The 20,819-nt window shown below is 62.2% G+C and carries 22 protein-coding genes; all 22 read right to left on the minus strand.

What is annotated here, in order from left to right; all coding sequences use genetic code 11:
- Window positions 1–10 precede the first annotated feature (10 nt).
- The 22 genes from JV241A_RS16730 to fliH all read right to left on the minus strand — a co-directional run bounded on the left by JV241A_RS16730 (window position 11) and on the right by fliH (window position 20,814).
- Complete coding sequence (locus tag JV241A_RS16730; protein WP_134063578.1) at window positions 11–2,239, minus strand: chemotaxis protein CheA; 2,229 nt, start codon at window positions 2,237–2,239, stop codon at window positions 11–13.
- A 12-nt stretch (window positions 2,240–2,251) separates the two neighbouring features.
- Window positions 2,252–3,040 carry a protein phosphatase CheZ gene (locus JV241A_RS16735; protein WP_010225027.1) on the minus strand — a complete coding sequence of 263 codons (789 nt, stop codon included), beginning with the start codon at window positions 3,038–3,040 and terminating at the stop codon, window positions 2,252–2,254.
- Window positions 3,041–3,059: 19 nt separating this feature from the next.
- Window positions 3,060–3,434 (minus strand): chemotaxis response regulator CheY, encoded by a 375-nt coding sequence (locus JV241A_RS16740; RefSeq protein WP_036990294.1) that lies wholly within the window; start codon window positions 3,432–3,434, stop codon window positions 3,060–3,062.
- Between the two features lie 103 nt (window positions 3,435–3,537).
- Window positions 3,538–4,278, minus strand: coding sequence for an RNA polymerase sigma factor FliA (gene fliA, locus JV241A_RS16745; protein WP_115088066.1), 741 nt, complete (start codon window positions 4,276–4,278; stop codon window positions 3,538–3,540).
- On the minus strand, window positions 4,275–5,108 hold the full coding sequence (gene fleN / locus JV241A_RS16750) for a flagellar synthesis regulator FleN (protein WP_038613333.1): 834 nt from the start codon (window positions 5,106–5,108) through the stop codon (window positions 4,275–4,277). The genes fliA and fleN overlap by 4 nt, the downstream gene beginning before the upstream one ends.
- A 120-nt stretch (window positions 5,109–5,228) precedes the next feature.
- A complete protein-coding gene (gene flhF / locus JV241A_RS16755) occupies window positions 5,229–6,539 on the minus strand; it encodes a flagellar biosynthesis protein FlhF (RefSeq protein ID WP_134063580.1) in 1,311 nt (436 codons plus the stop codon).
- Between the two features lie 11 nt (window positions 6,540–6,550).
- Window positions 6,551–8,680, minus strand: coding sequence for a flagellar biosynthesis protein FlhA (gene flhA, locus JV241A_RS16760; RefSeq protein WP_115088068.1), 2,130 nt, complete (start codon window positions 8,678–8,680; stop codon window positions 6,551–6,553).
- 169 nt (window positions 8,681–8,849) lie between these two features.
- Window positions 8,850–9,986 carry a flagellar biosynthesis protein FlhB gene (gene flhB, locus JV241A_RS16765; RefSeq protein ID WP_134063582.1) on the minus strand — a complete coding sequence of 379 codons (1,137 nt, stop codon included), beginning with the start codon at window positions 9,984–9,986 and terminating at the stop codon, window positions 8,850–8,852.
- A gap of 2 nt (window positions 9,987–9,988) precedes the next feature.
- Window positions 9,989–10,765 (minus strand): flagellar biosynthetic protein FliR, encoded by a 777-nt coding sequence (gene fliR, locus JV241A_RS16770; RefSeq protein ID WP_134063584.1) that lies wholly within the window; start codon window positions 10,763–10,765, stop codon window positions 9,989–9,991.
- A 7-nt stretch (window positions 10,766–10,772) separates the two neighbouring features.
- Window positions 10,773–11,042 (minus strand): flagellar biosynthesis protein FliQ, encoded by a 270-nt coding sequence (gene fliQ, locus JV241A_RS16775; protein WP_038996371.1) that lies wholly within the window; start codon window positions 11,040–11,042, stop codon window positions 10,773–10,775.
- A gap of 21 nt (window positions 11,043–11,063) precedes the next feature.
- On the minus strand, window positions 11,064–11,816 hold the full coding sequence (gene fliP, locus JV241A_RS16780) for a flagellar type III secretion system pore protein FliP (protein WP_115088071.1): 753 nt from the start codon (window positions 11,814–11,816) through the stop codon (window positions 11,064–11,066).
- On the minus strand, window positions 11,816–12,211 hold the full coding sequence (fliO, locus tag JV241A_RS16785) for a flagellar biosynthetic protein FliO (protein WP_233673996.1): 396 nt from the start codon (window positions 12,209–12,211) through the stop codon (window positions 11,816–11,818). Before fliO ends, fliP begins: the two co-directional genes overlap by 1 nt.
- Before the next feature lie 60 nt (window positions 12,212–12,271).
- Window positions 12,272–12,736 carry a flagellar motor switch protein FliN gene (fliN, locus tag JV241A_RS16790; protein WP_010225007.1) on the minus strand — a complete coding sequence of 155 codons (465 nt, stop codon included), beginning with the start codon at window positions 12,734–12,736 and terminating at the stop codon, window positions 12,272–12,274.
- Between the two features lie 46 nt (window positions 12,737–12,782).
- Window positions 12,783–13,751 (minus strand): flagellar motor switch protein FliM, encoded by a 969-nt coding sequence (gene fliM / locus JV241A_RS16795; RefSeq protein WP_010225006.1) that lies wholly within the window; start codon window positions 13,749–13,751, stop codon window positions 12,783–12,785.
- 9 nt (window positions 13,752–13,760) lie between these two features.
- Window positions 13,761–14,255, minus strand: coding sequence for a flagellar basal body-associated protein FliL (gene fliL, locus JV241A_RS16800; protein ID WP_115088073.1), 495 nt, complete (start codon window positions 14,253–14,255; stop codon window positions 13,761–13,763).
- A 131-nt stretch (window positions 14,256–14,386) separates the two neighbouring features.
- Window positions 14,387–15,676, minus strand: a complete 1,290-nt coding sequence (locus JV241A_RS16805; protein WP_134063586.1) for a flagellar hook-length control protein FliK — start codon at window positions 15,674–15,676, stop codon at window positions 14,387–14,389.
- Between the two features lie 79 nt (window positions 15,677–15,755).
- Window positions 15,756–16,103, minus strand: a complete 348-nt coding sequence (locus JV241A_RS16810) for an Hpt domain-containing protein (RefSeq protein ID WP_134063588.1) — start codon at window positions 16,101–16,103, stop codon at window positions 15,756–15,758.
- A 25-nt stretch (window positions 16,104–16,128) separates the two neighbouring features.
- Window positions 16,129–17,844, minus strand: coding sequence for a fused response regulator/phosphatase (locus JV241A_RS16815; protein WP_115088076.1), 1,716 nt, complete (start codon window positions 17,842–17,844; stop codon window positions 16,129–16,131).
- Entirely contained in the window at window positions 17,841–18,146 is a 306-nt protein-coding gene (locus tag JV241A_RS16820; protein ID WP_134063685.1) for an STAS domain-containing protein, read from the minus strand. The genes JV241A_RS16815 and JV241A_RS16820 overlap by 4 nt, the downstream gene beginning before the upstream one ends.
- A gap of 93 nt (window positions 18,147–18,239) precedes the next feature.
- Complete coding sequence (fliJ, locus tag JV241A_RS16825) at window positions 18,240–18,692, minus strand: flagellar export protein FliJ (RefSeq protein ID WP_134063590.1); 453 nt, start codon at window positions 18,690–18,692, stop codon at window positions 18,240–18,242.
- A gap of 6 nt (window positions 18,693–18,698) precedes the next feature.
- Complete coding sequence (fliI, locus tag JV241A_RS16830; RefSeq protein ID WP_093385605.1) at window positions 18,699–20,063, minus strand: flagellar protein export ATPase FliI; 1,365 nt, start codon at window positions 20,061–20,063, stop codon at window positions 18,699–18,701.
- On the minus strand, window positions 20,053–20,814 hold the full coding sequence (fliH, locus tag JV241A_RS16835; RefSeq protein WP_115088502.1) for a flagellar assembly protein FliH: 762 nt from the start codon (window positions 20,812–20,814) through the stop codon (window positions 20,053–20,055). The genes fliI and fliH overlap by 11 nt, the downstream gene beginning before the upstream one ends.
- Between the last annotated feature and the right edge of the window lie 5 nt (window positions 20,815–20,819).

A 20,819-nucleotide genomic window follows, 5' to 3' on the forward strand; every position in this document is an offset into this window, starting at 1 on the left:
GCCACCAGAATCAAATACGCCGGGCGGCGTAACGCTTGAGCATGCTCGGTACGTCGAGGATCAGCGCAATGCGCCCGTCACCGGTGATGGTGGCGCCCGACATGCCCGGGGTGCCCTGGAGCATCTTGCCCAGCGGCTTGATGACCACTTCTTCCTGGCCTACCAGTTGATCGACGACGAAGCCGATCCGCTGGGTACCGACCGAAAGGATCACCACATGGCCTTCGCGCTGCTCTTCATGAGCGGCGGAGCTGACCAGCCAGCGCTTGAGGTAGAACAGCGGCAAGGCCTTGTCACGCACGATCACCACTTCCTGGCCGTCGACCACGTTGGTGCGCGACAGGTCGAGGTGGAAAATCTCGTTGACGTTGACCAGCGGGAAGGCGAACGCCTGGTTGCCAAGCATGACCATCAGGGTCGGCATGATCGCCAGGGTCAGTGGCACCTTGATGACGATCTTCGAGCCCAGGCCCTTGGTCGAGTAAATATTGATCGAGCCGTTGAGCTGGGAAATCTTGGTTTTCACCACGTCCATGCCCACGCCACGCCCGGACACATCGGAAATCTCGGTCTTGGTCGAGAAGCCCGGGGCGAAGATCAGGTTGTAGCACTCGGTCTCGCTCAGGCGATCGGCCGCGTCCTTGTCCATCACTCCGCGCTTGACCGCGATGGCGCGCAACACGTCGGCGTCCATGCCCTTGCCGTCATCGGAGATCGACAGCAGGATATGGTCGCCTTCCTGTTCGGCCGAGAGCACCACCTTGCCGCCACGGGACTTGCCCGAGGCCTCGCGCTCCTCCGGGGTCTCGACACCATGGTCGACGGCGTTGCGCACCAAGTGCACCAGCGGGTCGGCCAGGGCTTCGACCAGGTTCTTGTCGAGGTCGGTCTCTTCACCGACCAGCTCCAGGTTGATTTCTTTCTTCAGCTGCCGGGCCAGGTCGCGAACCAGGCGCGGGAAGCGCCCGAAGACCTTCTTGATCGGCTGCATGCGGGTTTTCATCACCGCGGTCTGCAGGTCGGCCGTCACCACGTCGAGGTTCGACACAGCCTTGGACATGGCCTCATCGCCACTGTTCAGGCCCAGGCGCACCAGGCGGTTACGTACCAGCACCAGCTCGCCGACCATGTTCATGATCTCGTCGAGACGTGCGGTATCGACCCGTACGGTGGTCTCGGTTTCGCTGGCCGGGTGCTTCTCGGCAGCCGGTGCGGCCTGGCGCGCAGGCGCCGCAGCCGCAGCCTTTGCCGCCGGGGCGGGCGCGGCGGCAGGAGCAGCGGCCTTGGCGGCAGGTGCCGGCGCAGGCTTGACCGCAGCTTTGGCTGGCGCTGCGGTGGCGGCAGGCGCTGCAGTGACAACGGCATCCGGGACGAACTTGCCCTTGCCGTGCAGCTCGTCGAGCAGCGCTTCGAACTCGTGCTCGGAGATATGATCGCCGCCTGCAGCAGGCGCAACGGCCTCGGCAGGTGCACTCGCAGCGCCCGGCAGTGCATCGACGGCAAAGTTACCCTTGCCGTGCAACTGATCGAGCAGTGCTTCGAACTCATCGTCGGTGATGTCACCACTGGCGTCACCGCCTGCGGCGGCTGCAACGGGCGCTTCAGCTGCGGCACCGAGGCTGTCGGCGGCGAACTGGCCCTTGCCGTGCAACTGGTCGAGCAGCGACTCGAACTCGGCGTCGGTGATTTCGTCACTGGCCGGCTCGGTCACCTGGGCCTCGGCTTCGGCCTTGACCGCATTGAGCGAATCGAGCAGCTGTTCGAATTCGGTATCGGTGATATCCGCTTCGGCCTCGGCCGCTGGCGCTTCAACCACCTCCGGTTCAGGTGCAGCAACCTCGTCTTCCCCGGCAGGCTCGGCCAGGCGCGACAGCGCCGCCAGCAGCTCAGGGGTGGCCGGGGTGATATCGGTGCGCTCGCGCACCTGGCCGAACATGCTGTTGACCGTGTCCAGGGCTTCCAGGACCACGTCCATCAGTTCGGCATCAACGCGCCGGGCACCCTTGCGCAGGATGTCGAACACGTTTTCGGCGATATGGCAGCACTCCACCAGCTCGTTGAGCTGGAGGAAGCCGGCGCCCCCTTTTACAGTGTGAAAACCGCGAAAAATTGCATTGAGCAAATCGGCATCATCCGGACGGCTTTCCAGCTCGACCAGTTGCTCGGACAGTTGCTCAAGAATTTCGCCGGCTTCTACCAGGAAATCCTGAAGGATTTCTTCATCGGCGCCGAAGCTCATTAAACGTGCTCCCTAAAAACCCAGACTGGACAGCAGATCGTCGACATCGTCCTGACCGGACACGACGTCTTCACGCTTATCGGCATGAATCTGCGGACCTTCACCCCGAGTCGGATGTTTTTCTTGATCTTTTTCAGCGCGCAGCTGCTGGTGGTCATGTTCGATACCGGCAAAGCGGTCGACCTGGCTTGCCATCAGCACGAGCTTGAGCAGATTGCTTTCTACTTCGGTAACCAGCGTCGTGACGCGCTTGATCACCTGGCCGGTCAGGTCTTGGTAGTCCTGAGCCAGAAGGATGTCATTGAGGTGCCCGGCGACCTTGCGGCTGCCCTCCTCGCTGCGTGTCAGGAAACTGTCGACACGCTTGGCCAGCTCACGGAATTCCGGTGCCGCCACTTCGCGGCGCATGAAACGCTGCCAGTCGACGCTCAACGCCTTGGCCTCGTCGCTCAATTCATTGAGTACCGGCGTGCTGGCTTCGACCAGGTCCATGGTGCGGTTGGCCGCGCCCTCGGTCAGCTTGACCACGTAGGACAGGCGTTCGGTGGCATCGGTAATCTGCGACACTTCCTCGGCCTGCGGCATGTGCGGGTCGATCTGGAAGCTGACGATCGCGCTGTGCAACTCGCGGGTGAGTTTGCCGACTTCCTGGTACAGGCCTAGGTCACGGGTCTGGTTCAGCTGATGGATCAGTTGCACCGCATCGCCGAACTTGCCTCGTTCCAGGCTGTCGACCAGTTCCTTGGCGTGTTTCTTGAGTGTCGACTCAAACTCGCCCAAGGATGATTGTGTTTGCTCCATAGCGCCCCCGTGGCGTACCTCAGCTATTGACGCGCTCGAAGATCTTTTCGATCTTTTCTTTCAGCACCTGGGCGGTAAATGGCTTGACCACGTAGCCGTTGACCCCGGCCTGGGCAGCTTCGATGATCTGCTCGCGCTTGGCTTCGGCAGTCACCATCAGCACCGGCAGGTGTTTCAGGCGCTCGTCGGCACGCACTTTGCGCAGCAGGTCGATACCGGACATGCCGGGCATGTTCCAGTCGGTCACCAAAAAGTCGAAATGACCGCTTTCAAGCATTGGCAGCGCGGTGTTGCCATCGTCGGCTTCCTGGGTGTTGGTAAAGCCCAGATCACGCAACAGGTTCTTGATGATCCGCCGCATCGTCGAAAAGTCGTCCACGATGAGGATTTTCATGTCTTTGTTCAATTAGACCTCCAAGCAGTCTTTAACGCGTTCAGCGCGGAACGCGCATTCAATCAATTCGGCATTACATTTCACGACTGCATCGAACCGGTGTTCAACGCGCCCGCCATTCCCCCAGGCGACCACGCAAACGTGCCGCGCACTGGCTGTGCAACTGGCTGACACGCGACTCACTCACCCCCAGGACCTCACCGATCTCCTTGAGGTTGAGTTCTTCGTCGTAGTACAGCGCCAGGACCAGACGCTCGCGTTCCGGCAGGTTGGCGATGGCATCGGCCAAGGCTGCCTGAAAACGCTCGTCTTCCAGATCGCGCGAAGGCTCGAGCTGGGCACTGGCACCGTCCTCGTGCAGCCCTTCATGTTCGCCGTCCTGCAGCAGGTCGTCGAAACTGAACAGGCGGCTGCCCAGGGTGTCATTCAAAATCCCGTAATAATCATCGAGACTCAATTGAAGTTCGGCAGCAACCTCGTGATCTTTAGCGTCACGGCCGGTTTTTGCTTCAATTGCTCGAATCGCGTCACTGACCATGCGGGTATTGCGGTGTACCGAACGCGGCGCCCAGTCGCCCTTGCGCACTTCATCGAGCATGGCGCCGCGGATGCGGATACCGGCATAGGTCTCGAAGCTTGCACCCTTGCTCGCGTCGTACTTGTTGGAGACTTCGAGCAGGCCGATCATTCCGGCCTGGATCAGGTCCTCCACCTGCACACTGGCCGGCAAACGCGCCAGCAAGTGGTAGGCGATGCGCTTGACCAGCGGCGCGTAACGTTCGATCAACTCGTACTGGGCATCACGCGAGGCTTTGCTGTACATCCGATAACCGCTGGCGTTCATAGCACCGGACCCGCGCTCGTCGGTTGCACCAGGCGCTCGACAAAAAACTCCAGGTGACCCCGTGGGTTGGCAGGCAGCGGCCAGGTATCGACCTTCTGGGCAATGGCCTTGAATGCCAGCGCGCACTTGGAACGCGGAAAGGCTTCATAGACCGCTCGCTGCTTCTGCACCGCCTTGCGCACACATTCGTCGTAAGGCACCGCACCGACGTATTGTAAGGCGACATCGAGGAAGCGATCAGTGACCTTGGTCAACTTGGCGAACAGGTTGCGCCCTTCCTGAGGGCTCTGGGCCATGTTCGCCAGGACGCGGAAGCGGTTCATGCCGTAATCGCGGTTGAGCAACTTGATCAGCGCGTAGGCGTCGGTGATCGAGGTGGGCTCGTCGCACACCACCAGCAGCACTTCCTGGGCGGCGCGGACAAAACTGACTACCGAGTCACCGATACCCGCAGCGGTGTCGATCACCAGCACATCGAGGTTGTCGCCGATCTCGCTGAAAGCCTGGATCAGGCCGGCGTGCTGGGCCGGGGCCAGGTGCACCATGCTTTGCGTGCCCGAGGCCGCCGGCACGATGCGCACACCACCGGGGCCTTGCAGCAGCACATCGCGCAGCTCGCAACGGCCCTCGATGACGTCGGCGAGGGTGCGCTTGGGCGTCAGGCCCAGCAGCACGTCAACGTTGGCCAGGCCCAGATCGGCGTCCAGCAGCATGACCCGACGGCCAAGCTCAGCCAGCGCCAATGACAGGTTCACTGACACGTTAGTCTTGCCAACGCCACCTTTGCCGCCGGTCACGGCGATCACCTGTACGGGATGCATGCTACCCATGTTTGTTCTTTACCTTGTCTTACTTAGACCGAGGCCACATGACTGGGCTGCGCTTTCAACACCTGAAAAATGCCTGGCAGACCATTGATGTAGGTACTTTGCAACGTATTCAAGTTCACCTCAGCCCACGCGTTTGCCGGAGCTGTGGTAGAGATCAGCGAACATGTCGGCCATGGCCTCTTCGCTGGGCTCGTCCTGCACCTGCACGCTCACTGCGCGGCTGACCAACTGGTGCCGGCGCGGCAGATGCAGGTCGTCAGGAATGCGCGGGCCATCGGTAAGATAGGCCACCGGCAGTTCGTGACTGATTGCCAGGCTCAACACCTCGCCGAGGCTGGCGGTTTCATCTAGCTTGGTCAGGATGCAACCGGCCAGACCACAACGTTTGTAGCTGTGATAGGCGGCGGTGAGCACCTGCTTCTGGCTGGTGGTTGCCAGCACCAGGTAATTCTTGGCCTGAATCCCGCGCCCGGCAAGGGTTTCCAGTTGCATGCGCAGCGCCGGGTCGCTGGCCTGCAGGCCGGCGGTATCGATCAGCACCACGCGCTTGCGCAGCAGCGGGTCGAGGGCCTGGGCCAACGACTGGCCCGGGTCAACGTGAGTAACCGACACGTTGAGGATCCGCCCCAGGGTCTTGAGCTGCTCCTGGGCGCCGATACGGAAGCTGTCCATGCTCACCAGGGCCAGGTTCTGTGCGCCGTACTTGAGCACGTAGCGCGCGGCGAGCTTGGCCAGGGTGGTGGTCTTGCCCATGCCTGCCGGACCGACCATGGCAATGACACCGCCTTCTTCAATCGGTTCGATTTCCGGCACCTGAATCATGCGCGCAAGATGCGCCAGGAGCATGCGCCAGGCATGGCGTGGCTCTTCGATCTCGGTGGTCAGGTCAAGCAGCTCACGGGCAATCGGACCAGACAGGCCGATGCGCTGCAGGCGGCGCCAGAGGTTGGCCTGCTGCGGCTTGTTGCCCTGCAACTGGCTCCAGGCCAGCGAGCCGAGCTGGACTTCGAGCAGCTCACGCAGCCCCGACAGTTCCGAGCGCATCGAGTCGAACAGGCGCGGATCAATGGGTGCGGCGGCCGGCGCAGCAGTCGTCACCGGCGCTTCGACCTGCGGATCGACCAGCGGCTCGGAGGCAGTCAGCGGCAGGCCGGCAAACAGCTGGCGGTTGGCGTCTTCGCTGTCGCTGCGGCTGCTCAGTTCGGCCTGCGCGGTGACGATGCGCGACTGGGTCTTGCGCAGCTCGTCTTCGAGCTCGACATTCGGCACCCGCGGCGCCAGGGCGGACAGCTTGTAGTCCAGCGCAGCCGTCAGCTCGACACCACCAGCAATCCGGCGATTACCGATGATGGCGGCCTCGGCCCCCAGCTCATCGCGAACCAGCTTCATGGCCTGACGCATATCGGCGGCGAAAAAACGCTTAACTTGCATAACCCACTACCTCAGCCGTTCGGGCCCACTGTGGCGACGATGGTAACTTGCTTGTTGTCAGGTATTTCCTGATACGCCAAAACATGCAAATTCGGTACAGCCAGGCGACCGAAGCGCGACAGCATGGCTCGTACCGGTCCTGCGACCAGGAGGATCGCCGGCTGCCCTTGCATCTCCTGACGCTGGGCGGCTTCGATCAACGAACGCTGAAGCTTTTCGGCCATGCTCGGCTCAAGAAGAACACCGTCTTCCTGGCCTTGCCCAGCCCTTTGCAAACTATTGAGCAAAATCTGTTCCAATCTTGGCTCAAGGGTGATCACAGGCAGCTCGGACTCAACGCCGACAATGCTTTGCACGATGGCGCGACACAATCCGACGCGCACCACCGCCACCAGCGCGGCGGTATCTTGACTCTTGGCCGGGTTGTTGGCGATAGCCTCGGCAATGCTGCGAATATCACGCACCGGAACCTGTTCGGCGAGCAACGCCTGCAGGACCTTGAGCAGCCCCGACAAGGAAATGACGCCCGGCACCAGCTCCTCGGCAAGCTTGGGCGAGGCCTTGGCCAGCACCTGCAACAGTTGCTGCACTTCTTCGTGGCCGATCAGCTCGTGGCAATGCTTGTGCAGGATCTGGTTGAGGTGGGTCGCAACCACGGTACTGGCATCCACCACGGTGTAGCCCAGCGATTGTGCCTGGCTGCGCTGGTTGACGTCGACCCACACCGCCTCCAGGCCAAAGGCCGGGTCGCGGGCGGCAATGCCGCTGAGGGTACCGAACACCTGCCCAGGGTTGATCGCCAGCTCCCGGTCCGGGTAGATCTCCGCCTCAGCCAGGATCACCCCCATCAGGGTCAGGCGGTAGGCACTAGGCGCCAGGTCGAGGTTGTCGCGAATGTGCACCGTAGGCATGAGAAAGCCCAGATCCTGGGACAGCTTCTTGCGCACGCCCTTGATCCGCGCCAGCAACTGGCCGCCCTGGTTGCGATCCACCAGCGGAATCAGCCGGTAACCGACCTCAAGGCCGATCATGTCGATCGGGGTGACGTCATCCCAGCCCAGCTCCTTGGTTTCCATGGCGCGCTGCGGCGATGGCAGCAGGTCCTGCTGGCGCTGCACCTCTTCCAGGGCCTTGAGCTTGACCTGGTTCTGCTTGCGCCACACCAGATAAGCACCACCAGCGGCCAGCAGGCCGAGACTCAGGAAGGCAATGTGCGGCATCCCCGGCACCAGGCCCATGACGATCATCAGGCCGGCGGAGACCGCCAGGGCCTTGGGCGAGTCGAACATCTGCCGGTTGATCTGCTTGCCCATGTCCTCGGAGCCCGAGGCGCGGGTGACCATGATCGCGGCCGCCGTGGACAGCAACAACGATGGCAGCTGCGCCACCAAACCGTCACCGATGGTCAACAGGGCGTAGACCTTGCCGGCATCGGCAAAGGTCATGTTGTGCTGGAACATGCCGACGGCCATGCCGCCGATCAGGTTGATGAACAGGATCAGCAGGCCGGCGATGGCGTCACCGCGAACAAACTTGCTGGCACCGTCCATCGAACCGTAGAACTCGGCCTCCCCCGCCACTTCGGCACGGCGTGCCTTGGCCTGGGCCTGGTCGATCAGGCCGGCGTTGAGGTCGGCGTCAATGGCCATCTGCTTGCCGGGCATGGCGTCGAGGGTGAAGCGCGCGCTCACCTCGGAAATACGCCCGGCGCCCTTGGTCACCACCACGAAGTTGATGATCATCAGGATCGCGAAGACCACGATACCGACCACGTAGTTACCGCCGATCACCACCTCGCCGAAGGCCTGGATCACCTTACCGGCGGCCTCGTGGCCATCGTGACCGTGGAGCATCACCACCCGCGTGGAGGCGACGTTGAGCGCCAGGCGCAATAGCGTCGCCACCAGCAGGATGGTCGGAAACGCGGCGAAATCCAGCGGGCGCAGGGCGTAGACGCAGACCAGCAGGACCACGATCGACAAGGCGATGTTGAAGGTGAAGAACACGTCGAGCAAAAACGGCGGGATCGGCAACATCATCATTGCCAGCATCACCAGCAGCAACAGCGGCACACCCAGGTTACCCCGGCCTAGACCGACCAGGTTGCTACGGGCACTGTTGATTAACTGAGAGCGATCCACCGGTATTCCTCGTTAGCTCAAGCAAAACTTTGACGCCTTTGAGGCGCGCAGCGCTGCCTTTGCAAGAAGCTTTCCAACTTTGTTGAACGAGGTGGTTTGAGTGACTCGGGGCTGCTGCGCAGCCATCGCCGGCAAGGCCAGCTCCCACAATGAACCTGCGTAGACTTGGTCAGGAGTCGCGACGCAAATCCGGCGGGATCGGCAGGTCCTTGAGCGGCTCCGGCGGCTTGCCCTTGCCAGCGCGGTACTGGCGGATCTGGTAGACATAGGCCAGCACCTGGGCCACTGCCAGGTACAGGCCTGCCGGAATCTCTTCCTCAAGCTCGGTGGAGTAGTAGATCGAGCGCGCCAGCGCTGGCGACTCGAGCACCTGGATCTTGTGCTCGTTGGCGATCTCGCGAATCTTCAGGGCAATGAAATCGGCACCCTTGGCCAGCAGCAACGGCGCCGAGCCCTTCTCCGGGTCGTACTTGAGCGCTACGGCATAGTGGGTCGGGTTGGTGATGATCACATCCGCCTCAGGGATCGCCGCCATCATCCGCCGCTGCGAAGCCTCGCGCTGCAACTGGCGAATGCGCTGCTTGACCTCGGGCTTGCCCTCGGAATCCTTGTATTCGTCGCGCACTTCCTGCTTGGTCATCAACAGCTTCTTGTGCGCCTGCCAGAGCTGGATCGGCACATCCACCGCAGCAATGATCAACAGGCCCGCAGCCATCCACAGCGCACTCCAGCCGACCACCTGCGCGCTATGGATGAGCGCCTGCTCCAGCGGCTCGTTGGCAATCGCCAGCAGGTCATCGCGATCAGCCGACAACACCGTCAGGGCGACGATCAGAATCATGAAGAACTTGGCCAGCGCCTTGAGCAGCTCGGACAAGGCGTTGACCGAGAACATCCGCTTGATCCCCGACAGCGGATTCATGCGACTGAACTTCGGCGCCAGCGAGCTGCCGGAAAACAGAAAACCACCCAACGACACCGGACCGATTATCGCGGCGAGCAACAGCACCAGCAGCACAGGCTGAGTGGCCAACAGGGCCATCTTGCCCGAGGCCATGAGGAAAATACCCATCGAACGCTCATCGATGAGTACTTCGCGTGACAAGATGAAGTTACTGCGCATCAGCTCCATCAGTGTTTGCACCAGACCACCGCCAAAAACCAGCAGCGCACCCGCGCCCGCCAGGGTCACGGCCACCGTGTTGAGCTCTTTGGAGCGGGCAATCTCACCCTTCTCGCGCGCGTCCTTCTTGCGCTTCTCGGTAGGGTCTTCTGTTTTATCCTGACCGCTTTCGCTCTCTGCCATGCTCAGCGCGCCCGTGCCAGCTCACGCAGCCATTGCAAGGCCTCGGAGGCCAGTGAATGGTAGTGAGGAAGTATATCGGCCAGGGTAATCCAGAAGATCACCAACCCCAACACCAGGGTCAGCGGAAAGCCGATTGAAAAGATGTTCAATTGCGGCGCTGCCCGGGTCATCACGCCAAAGGCGATATTGACCACCAGCAGCGCGGTAATCGCCGGCAGCACCAGCAGCAGCGCCGCCCCCAGCACCCAACTCAGACGCCCGGCCAGGTCCCAGAAATGATTGACCAGCAAGCCGCCACCCACCGGCAAGGTGGTAAAGCTCTCGGTCAGTACCTCGAAGACCACCAGATGGCCGTTGATAGCGAGGAACAGCAAGGTCACCAGCATGGTCAGGAACTGGCTGACCACCGCGACGTTGACGCCGTTGGTCGGGTCGACCATGGAGGCGAAGGCCATACCCATCTGGATCGCGACGATCTGCCCGGCAATGACGAAAATCTGGAAGAACAACTGCAGCGCCATGCCAAACAGGGCGCCGATGACGATCTGCTCGGCCACCAGCAACAGCGCCTTGAAGTCCAGCGCCTCGACCACCGGCATCGGCGGCAAGCCAGGGACGATCACCACGGTAATCGCCAGGGCGAAATACAGGCGAATGCGCGCCGGCACAAGGGTTGTACCAAAGATCGGCATGGTCATCAGCACAGCGGTGACGCGAAACAGCGGCAGGATGAAACTGGCCACCCAGGCACCAATCTGCGCATCGGTCAGCTCGAGCATCGCCGGATCAGCCAATCAGCTGCGGAATGCTGCCGTACAACGACAGGATGTATTCCATGAATTTCTGCACCAGCCACGGACCGACCACGATCAGGGTCACCAGCATCACCAGCAGGCGCGGCAGGAAGCTCAGGGTCTGTTCGTTGATCTGGGTGGCAGCCTGGAACATCGCCACGATCAGGCCCACCAGCAGGCTCGGCACCACCAGGATGGCAACCATCAGGGTGGTCAGCCAGAGCGCGTCACGGAACAGGTCGACAGCCACTTCGGGGGTCATGGACTACTTCTCCTCGCGGCGTCAGACGCCGCCGAAACTGCCGGCCAGGGTACCCATGATCAGCGCCCAGCCATCGACCAGGACGAACAGCATGATCTTGAACGGCAACGAGATGATCAGCGGCGAGAGCATCATCATACCCATGGCCATCAGCACACTGGCGACCACCAGGTCGATGATCAGGAACGGGATGAAGATCATGAAGCCGATCTGGAACGCGGTCTTGAGCTCGGAAGTGACGAAGGCCGGCACCAGAATGGTCAGTGGCGCCTGATCGGGGCTGGCGATATCCGTGCGCTTGGACAGGCGCATGAACAGGTCAAGGTCGCTCTCGCGGGTCTGCGCCAGCATGAAGTTCTTCAGCGGCGCCTGGGCCTTGCTGATCGCGTCCTGGGCGCTGAGCTTCTCAGCCAGGTACGGCTGCACGGCTTCCTGGTTGATCCGGTCGAACACCGGCGCCATGATGAACAGGGTCAAAAACAGCGCCATGCCGTTGAGAATCTGGTTCGACGGCGTCTGCTGCAGGCCCAGGGCCTGACGCAGAATGGAAAAAACGATGATGATGCGGGTAAAGCTGGTCATCAACACGACAAATGCCGGGATGAAGCTCAGCGCCGTCATGATCAGCAGGATCTGCAGGCTGACCGAGTACTCCTGCTGGCCGTCAGCCCCGCTGGACAGGGTGATCGCCGGGATCGACAGTGGATCGGCCGCCAAAGCCATAGGCGCCACCAGCATCAGCAGCAGCGCCAACATCATGCGCAACGCGCCCATTACGACCTTCCCTTCTGATCCTTGCCCATCAGCTCCATCAGGCGCTGGGCGAATTCTGGTGTTGCCTGACGCGCACTGGCGGGCACTTCAATCGGTTCAGCCATGACATGCAGGGCCTCGATGGTGCCCGGCGAATGACCGATGAGGATCTGCTCCTTGCCGACCTGTATCAGCAGCAGGCGATCTCGCGGCCCCAGTGAACGGCTGCCGAGGATCTCGATGACCTGAGCACTGCCCGGTGCGGCGTTCTGCACCCGGCGCAGCAGCCAGGCAAGCAAAAAGATCAGCCCCAGCACCAACAGCAAGCCCAGTACCAGCTGGGTCAACTGCCCCGCCGCGCTGCCGCTTGCCGCAACCGGCGCCACGACTGCGGCAGCCGGTTGCGTCGTGGCCAGGGCGACGTCTACATACAGGCCACAGGCCAGGGCCAGGCTGTTGCGCAGGAGCCTGTTCACTCAGCGCAGCTTCTTGATACGTTCGCTTGGGCTGATCACGTCAGTCAGGCGGATGCCGAACTTTTCGTTGACCACAACCACTTCGCCATGGGCGATCAGGGTGCCGTTGACCAGCACATCGAGCGGCTCACCGGCCAGGCGGTCAAGCTCGATCACCGAGCCCTGGTTGAGCTGCAGCAGGTTGCGGATGTTGATTTCGGTGCTGCCCACTTCCATGGAAATGCTCACTGGAATATCCAGGATCACATCCAGGTTCGGACCATCGAGGGTGACCGGCTCGTTGCTGCGCGGCGAACTGCCGAACTCTTCCATGGCCAGGCGGTTGGGCGATGTATTGCCGGCATCGGCAGCCAGCAAGGCGTCGATATCGGACTGCCCGGCGTCGCCGGTTTCTTCCAGGGCCGCGGCCCACTCATCGGCCAGGGCCTGCTCCTCCGGGGAGGTGATATCGTTTTCGTTAGCCATTTTGTCCTCGACGGGCAATCAATTCGGAGTTGGAACCACGAGCGCCTCAGCGGCGCTCGATCGGATCGATAATCTGCAGGGCCAGGTTGCCCTTGTGCGAACCCAGCTTGGCCTTGAACGACGGCACGCCGTTGGCCCGCAGGATCAGCTCTTCCGGCAGCTCGACCGGAATCACGTCGCCCGGCTGCATGTGCAGGATGTCGCGCAGCTTCAACTGGCGACGGGCGACCGTGGCACTGAGCGGTACGCTGACGTCCAGCACGTCTTCACGCAGGGCCTTGATCCAGCGTTCGTCCTGGTCATCCAGGTCGGACTGGAAGCCCGCGTCAAGCATTTCGCGCACCGGCTCGATCATCGAGTACGGCATGGTCACGTGCAGGTCGCCGCCGCCACCATCGAGTTCGATGTGGAAGGTCGAGACCACCACCGCCTCGCTCGGCCCGACGATGTTGGCCATGGCCGGGTTGACCTCGGAGTTGATGTACTCGAAGTTGACCGGCATGATCGCCTGCCAGGCTTCCTTGAGGTCGACGAAGGCCTGGTCCAGTACCATGCGCACCACGCGCAGCTCGGTCGGGGTGAACTCGCGGCCTTCGATCTTGGCGTGACGTCCGTCGCCGCCAAAGAAGTTGTCCACCAGCTTGAACACCAGCTTGGCGTCGAGGATGAACAGCGAGGTACCGCGCAGCGGCTTGATCTTCACCAGGTTCAGGCTGGTAGGCACGTACAGCGAATGCACGTACTCACCGAACTTCATCACCTGCACGCCGCCGACCGCGACGTCGGCGGAGCGACGCAGCAGGTTGAACATGCTGATGCGGGTATAACGGGCGAACCGCTCGTTGATCATTTCCAGGGTCGGCATGCGTCCGCGGACGATCCGGTCCTGGCTGGTCAGGTCATAACTTTTGACACTGCCGGGTTCGGCATTGCTCTCGGTTTGCACCAGACCATCGTCGACGCCATGCAGCAAGGCATCGATTTCATCCTGGGACAGCAGGTCCTGCACGGCCATCTGGGGCTCCTACTGCAATACGAAATTGGTGAACAGCAACTGGTCGACGACCGGCTTGCCGACTTCCTTCTGCGCCACTTCCTGGACACTCGCGGTGGCCTTCTGACGTAGCATTTCCTGGCCGACCGGGCTGGCCAGGGTGTCGAAACCCTGCCCCGAGAACAGCATGACCAGGTTGTTGCGAATCACCGGCATATGCACCTTGAGGGCGTCCAGCGCTGCCTGGTCACGGCCTTGCATGGTGATGCTCACCTGCATGAAGCGCTGGCGGCCGTTCTGGTTGAAGTTGACCACGAAGGCCGGCGCCAGGGGCTCATAGATCGCCGCAGGCTTGAGGTTGGCCAGGGCCGGATCGACCGCTGGCTTGCCCTCGGACGCGTGCAGGAAGAACCAGGTGGCGCCAACCGACAGACCGATAGCCAGCAGCAATGCCAGCACCAACAGCAGGATCAGCTTGAGTTTGCCTTTAGCGGCGGGGTCTTTCTCTGCTTCGCTCTTCGCCATGCCAATAATCCGTCATTCATCGGAGATTTCAGTCACATGGCGAGGGTTGAGCAAGTGTTATGCCAACCTGGAAGGGCAAGGCTGCGCCTTGCATCGCCGGCAAGGCCAGCTCCCACAAAGACCGCAGCCAATCAGGCGTAGTAATCCACGGCGCTTGAGCCCACAACCGACTGCTGCTCGACCGGCATTGCGCCTGGTGCGATTTCAGCGGATTCGCCAGACTCATTGCGCCGCGCAGCCACGCCGCTGAGCTTCGGCGTGTCCTGGGCACCCTGCTGCTGTCCGCCACGGGACTGGTCGGCGACGTTGACGTCCGGCTGCCCGAGGCCTTGCTGGGCAAACATCTCCTTGAGACGGTGGACCTGGTTTTCCAGTGCCTCGCGCACCCCGGCATGACCACTGACGAAGGTCACCTGTGCCTGCTGCTCGGGCGCCAGGTTGACGCGAATGTCCAGGCGCCCGAGCTCGGCCGGCTCAAGTTTGATATCCGCCGATTTCAGGTTCTGGCTGGACAGGTACATGACCCGGTTGACCAGCCCCTCGGTCCAGCCGCTCTGGTTCATCGCCAAGGGTTGGTTGAGCGGCGCGGCCACCGGCACGGCATTGGCGGTCTTGGCCGTGGCCGCCTGGGTCAGGCTGCTCAGGCGCTCGGCAAAGTTGTCGACACGGGTATCGCTCGAAGCGCTCTTGAGATCCTTGAGACCATCATCGATCAGGCCGCTGAAGGCTTTTTCGCCCGGCTCGCCCTGTTCGGCATCGGCACCCGGCTTGTCCAGCAGGGCCGCCAGTGTATTGACGGCAGGCTGCGCCGTTGCCGCTTCAGGCTGGGCATTGCCGGCCTTGCCTGCGGTATGGGCGGAGGTGGTGCCCTGGGCCTGGGCACTTTGCTCCAGGGCCAGGCGCAAGGCCGGCAGGTCAGCCAGCGGATCGGCCTCGGGATCGAACTCGGGCTCTTCGGCTATCGCCTGGCCTGGCGTCGAAGCCACCTGTAATTGTGCAGCCGCAGCCTGGATCACCGGCGCCACGGCTTCAGCCTGGGCCTGGATCAACTGCGCCCCCGGCTGCGCATCGGTCACTTGCCCAGCCACCAGACTGGGGTCGAGCAAGGTCGGGTCAGACAACTGCGAAGGTTCGACCTCGGCGCTGTCCTGGTCTTCAGGCAAATTCTTGCCGCTGTCGGCAACCTTCGACTGGTCGGCGGCAGCGTTCTTGCCGCCAGTTGCACCAGCGGTGGTTTTCTCAGGCACAGGCGTGTCTTTGACGCCTACAGCCGTCTCACGAGACTGCTTGGCATACACATCGGAAAAGCCGGACGCCTTGTCGTTAGGGGCCTGCAGCGATTTATCCGGCGCACCGGCAGCGGCGCGCGACGGCTTCGCCACGGCACTGGTTTGCAGCAGGGGGTTGGAGGCGACAGGCATGTAGGAGTCTCCGCTACAGAAGTCGTAAACGTGAATTAGCGAAGACTACGCAAAACTCGCGCCAGGTTTGAACTTATGCTCAACCAATCGACACCCGCTGGCGTTCGTCGTAATACAAGCCACGGACCGCTGCGTACTCGCGGTCGATCTGGTTGATCAAATCTTCGATTCCTTGCAGCGGCCCATGGTTGACCCGATCTTCGAGCTGCCGGCACAACTCGGCCAGCGCCACGGCGCCCATATTGCTGCTGCTGCCCTTGAAACTGTGCGCCGCATGCGCCAGCTCGTCGGCGTTCTTCGCCCCATGCAACTGGCTGAGGCGTATTTCGGAATCTGCAAGAAAGGTCTCGAGCAATTGCAGGTAGCCATCTTCCATGACCTCCTGCAAGTCGCTGAGCACCTTGCGATCGATGTGAATTTCGGACACTTGCTCACTCCTTGATCAAGTTGGATTATGCCAGAGCCTCCCAGGCGAACTCCACGCATGCGCGACGCCCCTCGTCGACCCATTCGGCACGCCGGCTCAACCGGCGTATGAGGTTCAGCCCGCGCCCGCACAACCCTTGCTCGGACACAGGCCTGGCGAGCACTTTACTCACATTGAAGCCCTTGCCGCTATCTTCGACCTCAATTATCAGACGCCCGCCCCGCGGCCCGGGTTCAACCCTCAGGTGCACGCGGATGAACCCCTCGCTCAGGGCCTGCAGACGCTCATTGCGCATCTGGTAATAACTTGCAAAGCTGCGCGCATCGCGCTTGAGCGCTGAGTCCAGGCCCAGCACCCCATGTTCCAGGGCATTGGAATACAGCTCGGTCAGCACACTGTGCAATGCCCCGCTCTGAGCCCGCAGACCATGAATCTCCTGCAGCAGCTGCAGCAAGTACGGTAACGGATTGAAACGCTTTAGCGTGTCGGCACGAAATTCAAATTGCAACGACCAGTCCAGCGGGCTCGACTGACCACTGTCAGAATAGATCACGGGAGGCGGCGACAACAGTTGCGGCTCGACCACCTCGATATCCAGCAGGCTGACGTCGTCTCGCGAGCGCCCGCGAAAACCCTCCAGCGCCTGCAGGACTTCTTCGAACAACAGCGCCGGCCGACGGTTGGCACCCAGAACCTGACGCAGGCGTTCGACGCCAAACAACTGCTCGTTGTCGTCACTGGTATCGACCACGCCATCGGACAGCAGAAACAGGCGCTCGCCCAGGGCCAGGGGCAGCACTTCGGTAGTGTCGTCGAAGCGCTCCGGCGTCAGGATTCCCAAGGGCAGGTGACGCGAAACCAGTGGCATGGGTTCGCCGCCACCGGCCGGCAACAGATAACCGTCGGGCATCCCACCATTCCAAACCTCTACCACCCGCCGCTGAAAGCTCAGGTTGAGTAACAGTGCACAACAGAACATGTCCACCGGCAGGATGCGCTTGAGCTTGGCATTCATCTCCCGCAAGGTTTCGGCCAGGCCGTAGCCCTTGGCGGTCATGCCGTAGAACACTTCAGCCAACGGCATGGCACCTACCGCAGCCGGCAGGCCGTGCCCGGTAAAGTCGCCGAGCAGTACGTGCATATCACCCGCCGGGGTGAAGGCCGCCAGCAGCAAGTCGCCGTTGAACAAAGCGTAGGGGGATTGCAGGTAGCGGATGTTCGGCGCACTCAGACAGCCGGCATGGGCCACCTGGTCGAACACCGCCTTGGCCACCCGCTGCTCGTTGAGCAGGTGATTGTGATGGCGGGCGATCTGGTCGCGCTGCTCAAGCACCGTGGCCTGCAAGCGGCGCAAACGGTCCATCGCCTTGATTTTGGCGGCGAGGATCACCGGGCTGTAGGGCTTTGCCAGAAAATCGTCGCCACCCGCCTCCAGGCAGCGCACCAGTGCCTGTTCTTCACTCAAGGATGTAAGAAAGATGATCGGAACCAGCGCCTCACCCGCCAGCGCCTTGATCTGCCGCGCCGCCTCGAAACCGTCCATCACCGGCATCAAGGCATCGAGCAGAACGATGTGCGGGCGCTGTTCGGCAAACAGGGTCACCGCCTGCTCGCCGTTTTCGGCGGTGAGCACTTGATGCCCCTGTTTACGCACGATAGTGGCGAGCAGCAAACGGTCTGCCGCGCCATCTTCGGCGATCAGTACAGTGAGCGCTTCGAAATCATGGGCTGGCTGGCTCAACTGATGTCGAACAGCTTTTCGAAGTTGGAGATGGCGAGGATCTTTCGCACATCGGAGCTGGTGTTGACCACGCGGATTTCCGAATCGTCACCCCCCACGTGATCGCGCAGCAGCAACAACATGCCCAGGGCCGAACTGTCCAGATAGGTGGCGTCCTTGAGGTCGACAACCACTGACTCCGGCTTGCGCGGCTCGTCCTCGTAGGCTTGGCGAAATTCCTGATGCTTGCCGAAGTCAAAACGCCCTTTGACCTTTATCGTCAGCTTTTTCCCATCCGGGGATACTTCAGATACAACTGCCATGTCGATGATTCCTTCCATTGCGACGATTGCAGACACCTAGAAGGTTTAGCAGCCCCGCCCCCCACCGGCAAGCCCTGCCGATCAACGCACGGATCAGTAGCGGTCGTGGCGCGGCAGGCGCTGGGACAACTCGTCGAGCAGCTTCTGCTCGCGCTTGTCTTCAAGCATTCGCGCCTCGTCGATGTAACGCTGCACCAGCTTGCGCAAGCCTTCGACCCGGGCGTAGGCCTGTTGCCAGGTGCTCCGGGCGCTTTTCAGGTTGTTCTGGTGCCAGGCCAGGCTCTGGCGCTGCTGGGTCATGGCCGTTTCGAGCTGGCCGAGAAAGCTCTGGTAGTTGACCAGCCAGCTACCGGACACGCCCTGCGCACCACGATTGATCCACTGCAACTGGTAGTCGGCGCGAAAGCGGTCGAGCTCGCCGAGCTTGGCCTGGGCCATGCTCACCTGTTGCTGGAACTGCCCAAGGCGCTGGGCGGCCTGGCGTTCGGCGTTCTCCGCCATCTCCACCACCGGCGCCAGACGCGCGGCACGGCTTGGCTGGGCCATGATCTATCAGCCGCCTGCCGCAGGCAGGGGGGCGAACACGCCAGCCAGGTGCTCGCGACTCTGCTGCATGCCGACGTTGTCGTTCAGACCCTGGCGCAGGAAATGCACCAGACGCGGCTGCAGGGTGATGGCCAGGTCAGTTTCGGCATCGCCACCGGCCACATAGGCGCCGACGCTGATCAGGTCGCGGCTCTGCGACAGGCGCGACCACAGTTGCTTGAACTGCTGCGCTTCGGTCATCTGCTCGGGGCTGACCACTTGCGGCATGACCCGGCTGATGGAAGCCTCGATGTCGATGGCCGGGTAATGCCCCTCCTCGGCCAGGCGCCGGGACAGCACGATGTGGCCGTCCAGCACACCCCGCGCCGAGTCGGCGATCGGGTCCTGTTGGTCGTCGCCCTCGGACAGCACGGTATAGAACGCGGTGATCGAGCCACCCCCGGCCTCGCCATTACCGGCGCGCTCCACCAGCTTGGGCAGCTTGGCGAACACCGACGGCGGATAACCCTTGGTGGCTGGCGGCTCGCCGATGGCCAGGGCAATTTCCCGCTGGGCCTGGGCGAAACGGGTCAGCGAATCCATCAGCAACAGGACGTTCTTGCCCTTGTCGCGGAAGTACTCGGCAATGCGCGTGCAGTACATCGCGGCGCGCAAGCGCATCAGCGGCGCATCGTCAGCGGGCGATGCCACTACCACCGAGCGCTTGAGCCCTTCTTCGCCAAGAATATGCTCGATGAACTCCTTGACCTCACGGCCCCGCTCACCGATCAGGCCGACGACAATGATGTCCGCTTCGGTGAAGCGGGTCATCATGCCCAACAGCACACTCTTGCCGACGCCGGTACCGGCGAACAGGCCCAGACGCTGGCCGCGGCCGACCGTCAACAAACCGTTGATGCTGCGAATACCCACATCCAGCGGCTGGCTGATCGGGTCGCGGTTGAGCGGGTTGATGGTCGGGCCGTCCATCGGCACCCAGTCCTCGGCCTTCATCCCGCCTTTGCCATCCAGGGCACGACCGGCGCCATCGAGCACCCGTCCGAGCATGCTCATGCCCATCGGCAGGCGGCCGCTGTCCGCCAGCGGCACCACACGGGCACCGGGAGCGATGCCGGCCACGCTGCCGACCGGCATGAGGAACACCTTGCCGCCAGCAAAGCCCATGACTTCAGCCTCGACCCGCACCGGGTGATAGCTGTCGTCATTGATCACCACGCAACGGCTGCCGACCGCCGCGCGCAGGCCTTCGGCTTCGAGGGTCAGGCCGACCATGCGCAGCAGGCGGCCTTCTACCACCGGCTGGGAGGGTAAATTGACGGCATCGGCGTAAGCCCCCAGACGCTTGCCGAAGCTGGTTCGCTCAAGGCGCATCGGGGCTGTCCAGATCGACCTGCAAGTCCGGCGCCGCCGGGTGCAGGCCTTGGTCGTGGAGCTGATCGAAGAGCTGCGTCATGGCCTTTTCGATACGGGTTTCCATGCTCGCGTCGATACGGCTGTGATCGGTTTCGATACGACAGCCGCCCGGCAGCAGGGCTTCGTCTTCGAGCAGCTTCCAGCGCTCTTCGTGACGCTCGCGCAGGGCCTTGACCAGCTCGAAGTCCTGCGGATTGATATGGATACGGATGTTCTCGGCGCCCATTGGCAGCAGCTTCAGGGCTTCACGCAGCACCTGGGCGATCTGGCTGGAATCGCTGCGCAGTTCGCGACCGATAACCTCGCGGGCGATATGCCCGACCAGGTGCACCACGGCTTTTTCGATCTGGCTGTCCTGCTCGGCGATAGGCTCGAGCAGATGCCCCATGAGCTGTTCGAGGCCGGCCAGCTTGGCGCTGAGGGCCTCTTCGGCTTCCTGGCGGACCTTGAGCTGGGTGCTGTGAAAGCCCTCGCGCTCGCCGGTGGCAAAACCTTCGTTGTAGGCTTCCTGGCGGATGCTTTCGAGTTCTTCGAGGGTCAGTGGCTGGACTTCTTCCAGCGGCACTTCTTCGATTTCGTCCTGAACCGCTTCGGGCTCGGGCTCGGGTTCCGGCTCAGGCTCGGGGTCGAAACTGGGCAATGCCCAGCGATCGAAGCCATCGACGTCGTTGGCGCGAATCAGCTCACTGAGGTGCTCGTTGGTTGACATGATTT

The organism is Pseudomonas sp. JV241A, from assembly GCF_900275665.1.
Classification (GTDB): Bacteria; Pseudomonadota; Gammaproteobacteria; order Pseudomonadales; family Pseudomonadaceae; genus Aquipseudomonas; species Aquipseudomonas wadenswilerensis.

Excerpts from the sequence above, each read along its gene's own strand:
- JV241A_RS16730 (WP_134063578.1), bottom strand. The coding sequence starts at position 2,239 with ATGAGCTTCGGCGCCGATGAAGAAATCCTTCAGGATTTCCTGGTAGAA.
- JV241A_RS16735 (WP_010225027.1), bottom strand. The coding sequence starts at position 3,040 with ATGGAGCAAACACAATCATCCTTGGGCGAGTTTGAGTCGACACTCAAG.
- JV241A_RS16740 (WP_036990294.1), bottom strand. The coding sequence starts at position 3,434 with ATGAAAATCCTCATCGTGGACGACTTTTCGACGATGCGGCGGATCATC.
- fliA (WP_115088066.1), bottom strand. The coding sequence starts at position 4,278 with ATGAACGCCAGCGGTTATCGGATGTACAGCAAAGCCTCGCGTGATGCC.
- fleN (WP_038613333.1), bottom strand. The coding sequence starts at position 5,108 with ATGGGTAGCATGCATCCCGTACAGGTGATCGCCGTGACCGGCGGCAAA.
- flhF (WP_134063580.1), bottom strand. The coding sequence starts at position 6,539 with ATGCAAGTTAAGCGTTTTTTCGCCGCCGATATGCGTCAGGCCATGAAG.
- flhB (WP_134063582.1), bottom strand. The coding sequence starts at position 9,986 with ATGGCAGAGAGCGAAAGCGGTCAGGATAAAACAGAAGACCCTACCGAG.
- fliR (WP_134063584.1), bottom strand. The coding sequence starts at position 10,765 with ATGCTCGAGCTGACCGATGCGCAGATTGGTGCCTGGGTGGCCAGTTTC.
- fliQ (WP_038996371.1), bottom strand. The coding sequence starts at position 11,042 with ATGACCCCCGAAGTGGCTGTCGACCTGTTCCGTGACGCGCTCTGGCTG.
- fliP (WP_115088071.1), bottom strand. The coding sequence starts at position 11,816 with ATGGGCGCGTTGCGCATGATGTTGGCGCTGCTGCTGATGCTGGTGGCG.
- fliN (WP_010225007.1), bottom strand. The coding sequence starts at position 12,736 with ATGGCTAACGAAAACGATATCACCTCCCCGGAGGAGCAGGCCCTGGCC.
- fliM (WP_010225006.1), bottom strand. The coding sequence starts at position 13,751 with ATGGCCGTGCAGGACCTGCTGTCCCAGGATGAAATCGATGCCTTGCTG.
- fliL (WP_115088073.1), bottom strand. The coding sequence starts at position 14,255 with ATGGCGAAGAGCGAAGCAGAGAAAGACCCCGCCGCTAAAGGCAAACTC.
- JV241A_RS16805 (WP_134063586.1), bottom strand. The coding sequence starts at position 15,676 with ATGCCTGTCGCCTCCAACCCCCTGCTGCAAACCAGTGCCGTGGCGAAG.
- JV241A_RS16820 (WP_134063685.1), bottom strand. The coding sequence starts at position 18,146 with ATGGCAGTTGTATCTGAAGTATCCCCGGATGGGAAAAAGCTGACGATA.
- fliJ (WP_134063590.1), bottom strand. The coding sequence starts at position 18,692 with ATGGCCCAGCCAAGCCGTGCCGCGCGTCTGGCGCCGGTGGTGGAGATG.
- fliI (WP_093385605.1), bottom strand. The coding sequence starts at position 20,063 with ATGCGCCTTGAGCGAACCAGCTTCGGCAAGCGTCTGGGGGCTTACGCC.
- fliH (WP_115088502.1), bottom strand. The coding sequence starts at position 20,814 with ATGTCAACCAACGAGCACCTCAGTGAGCTGATTCGCGCCAACGACGTC.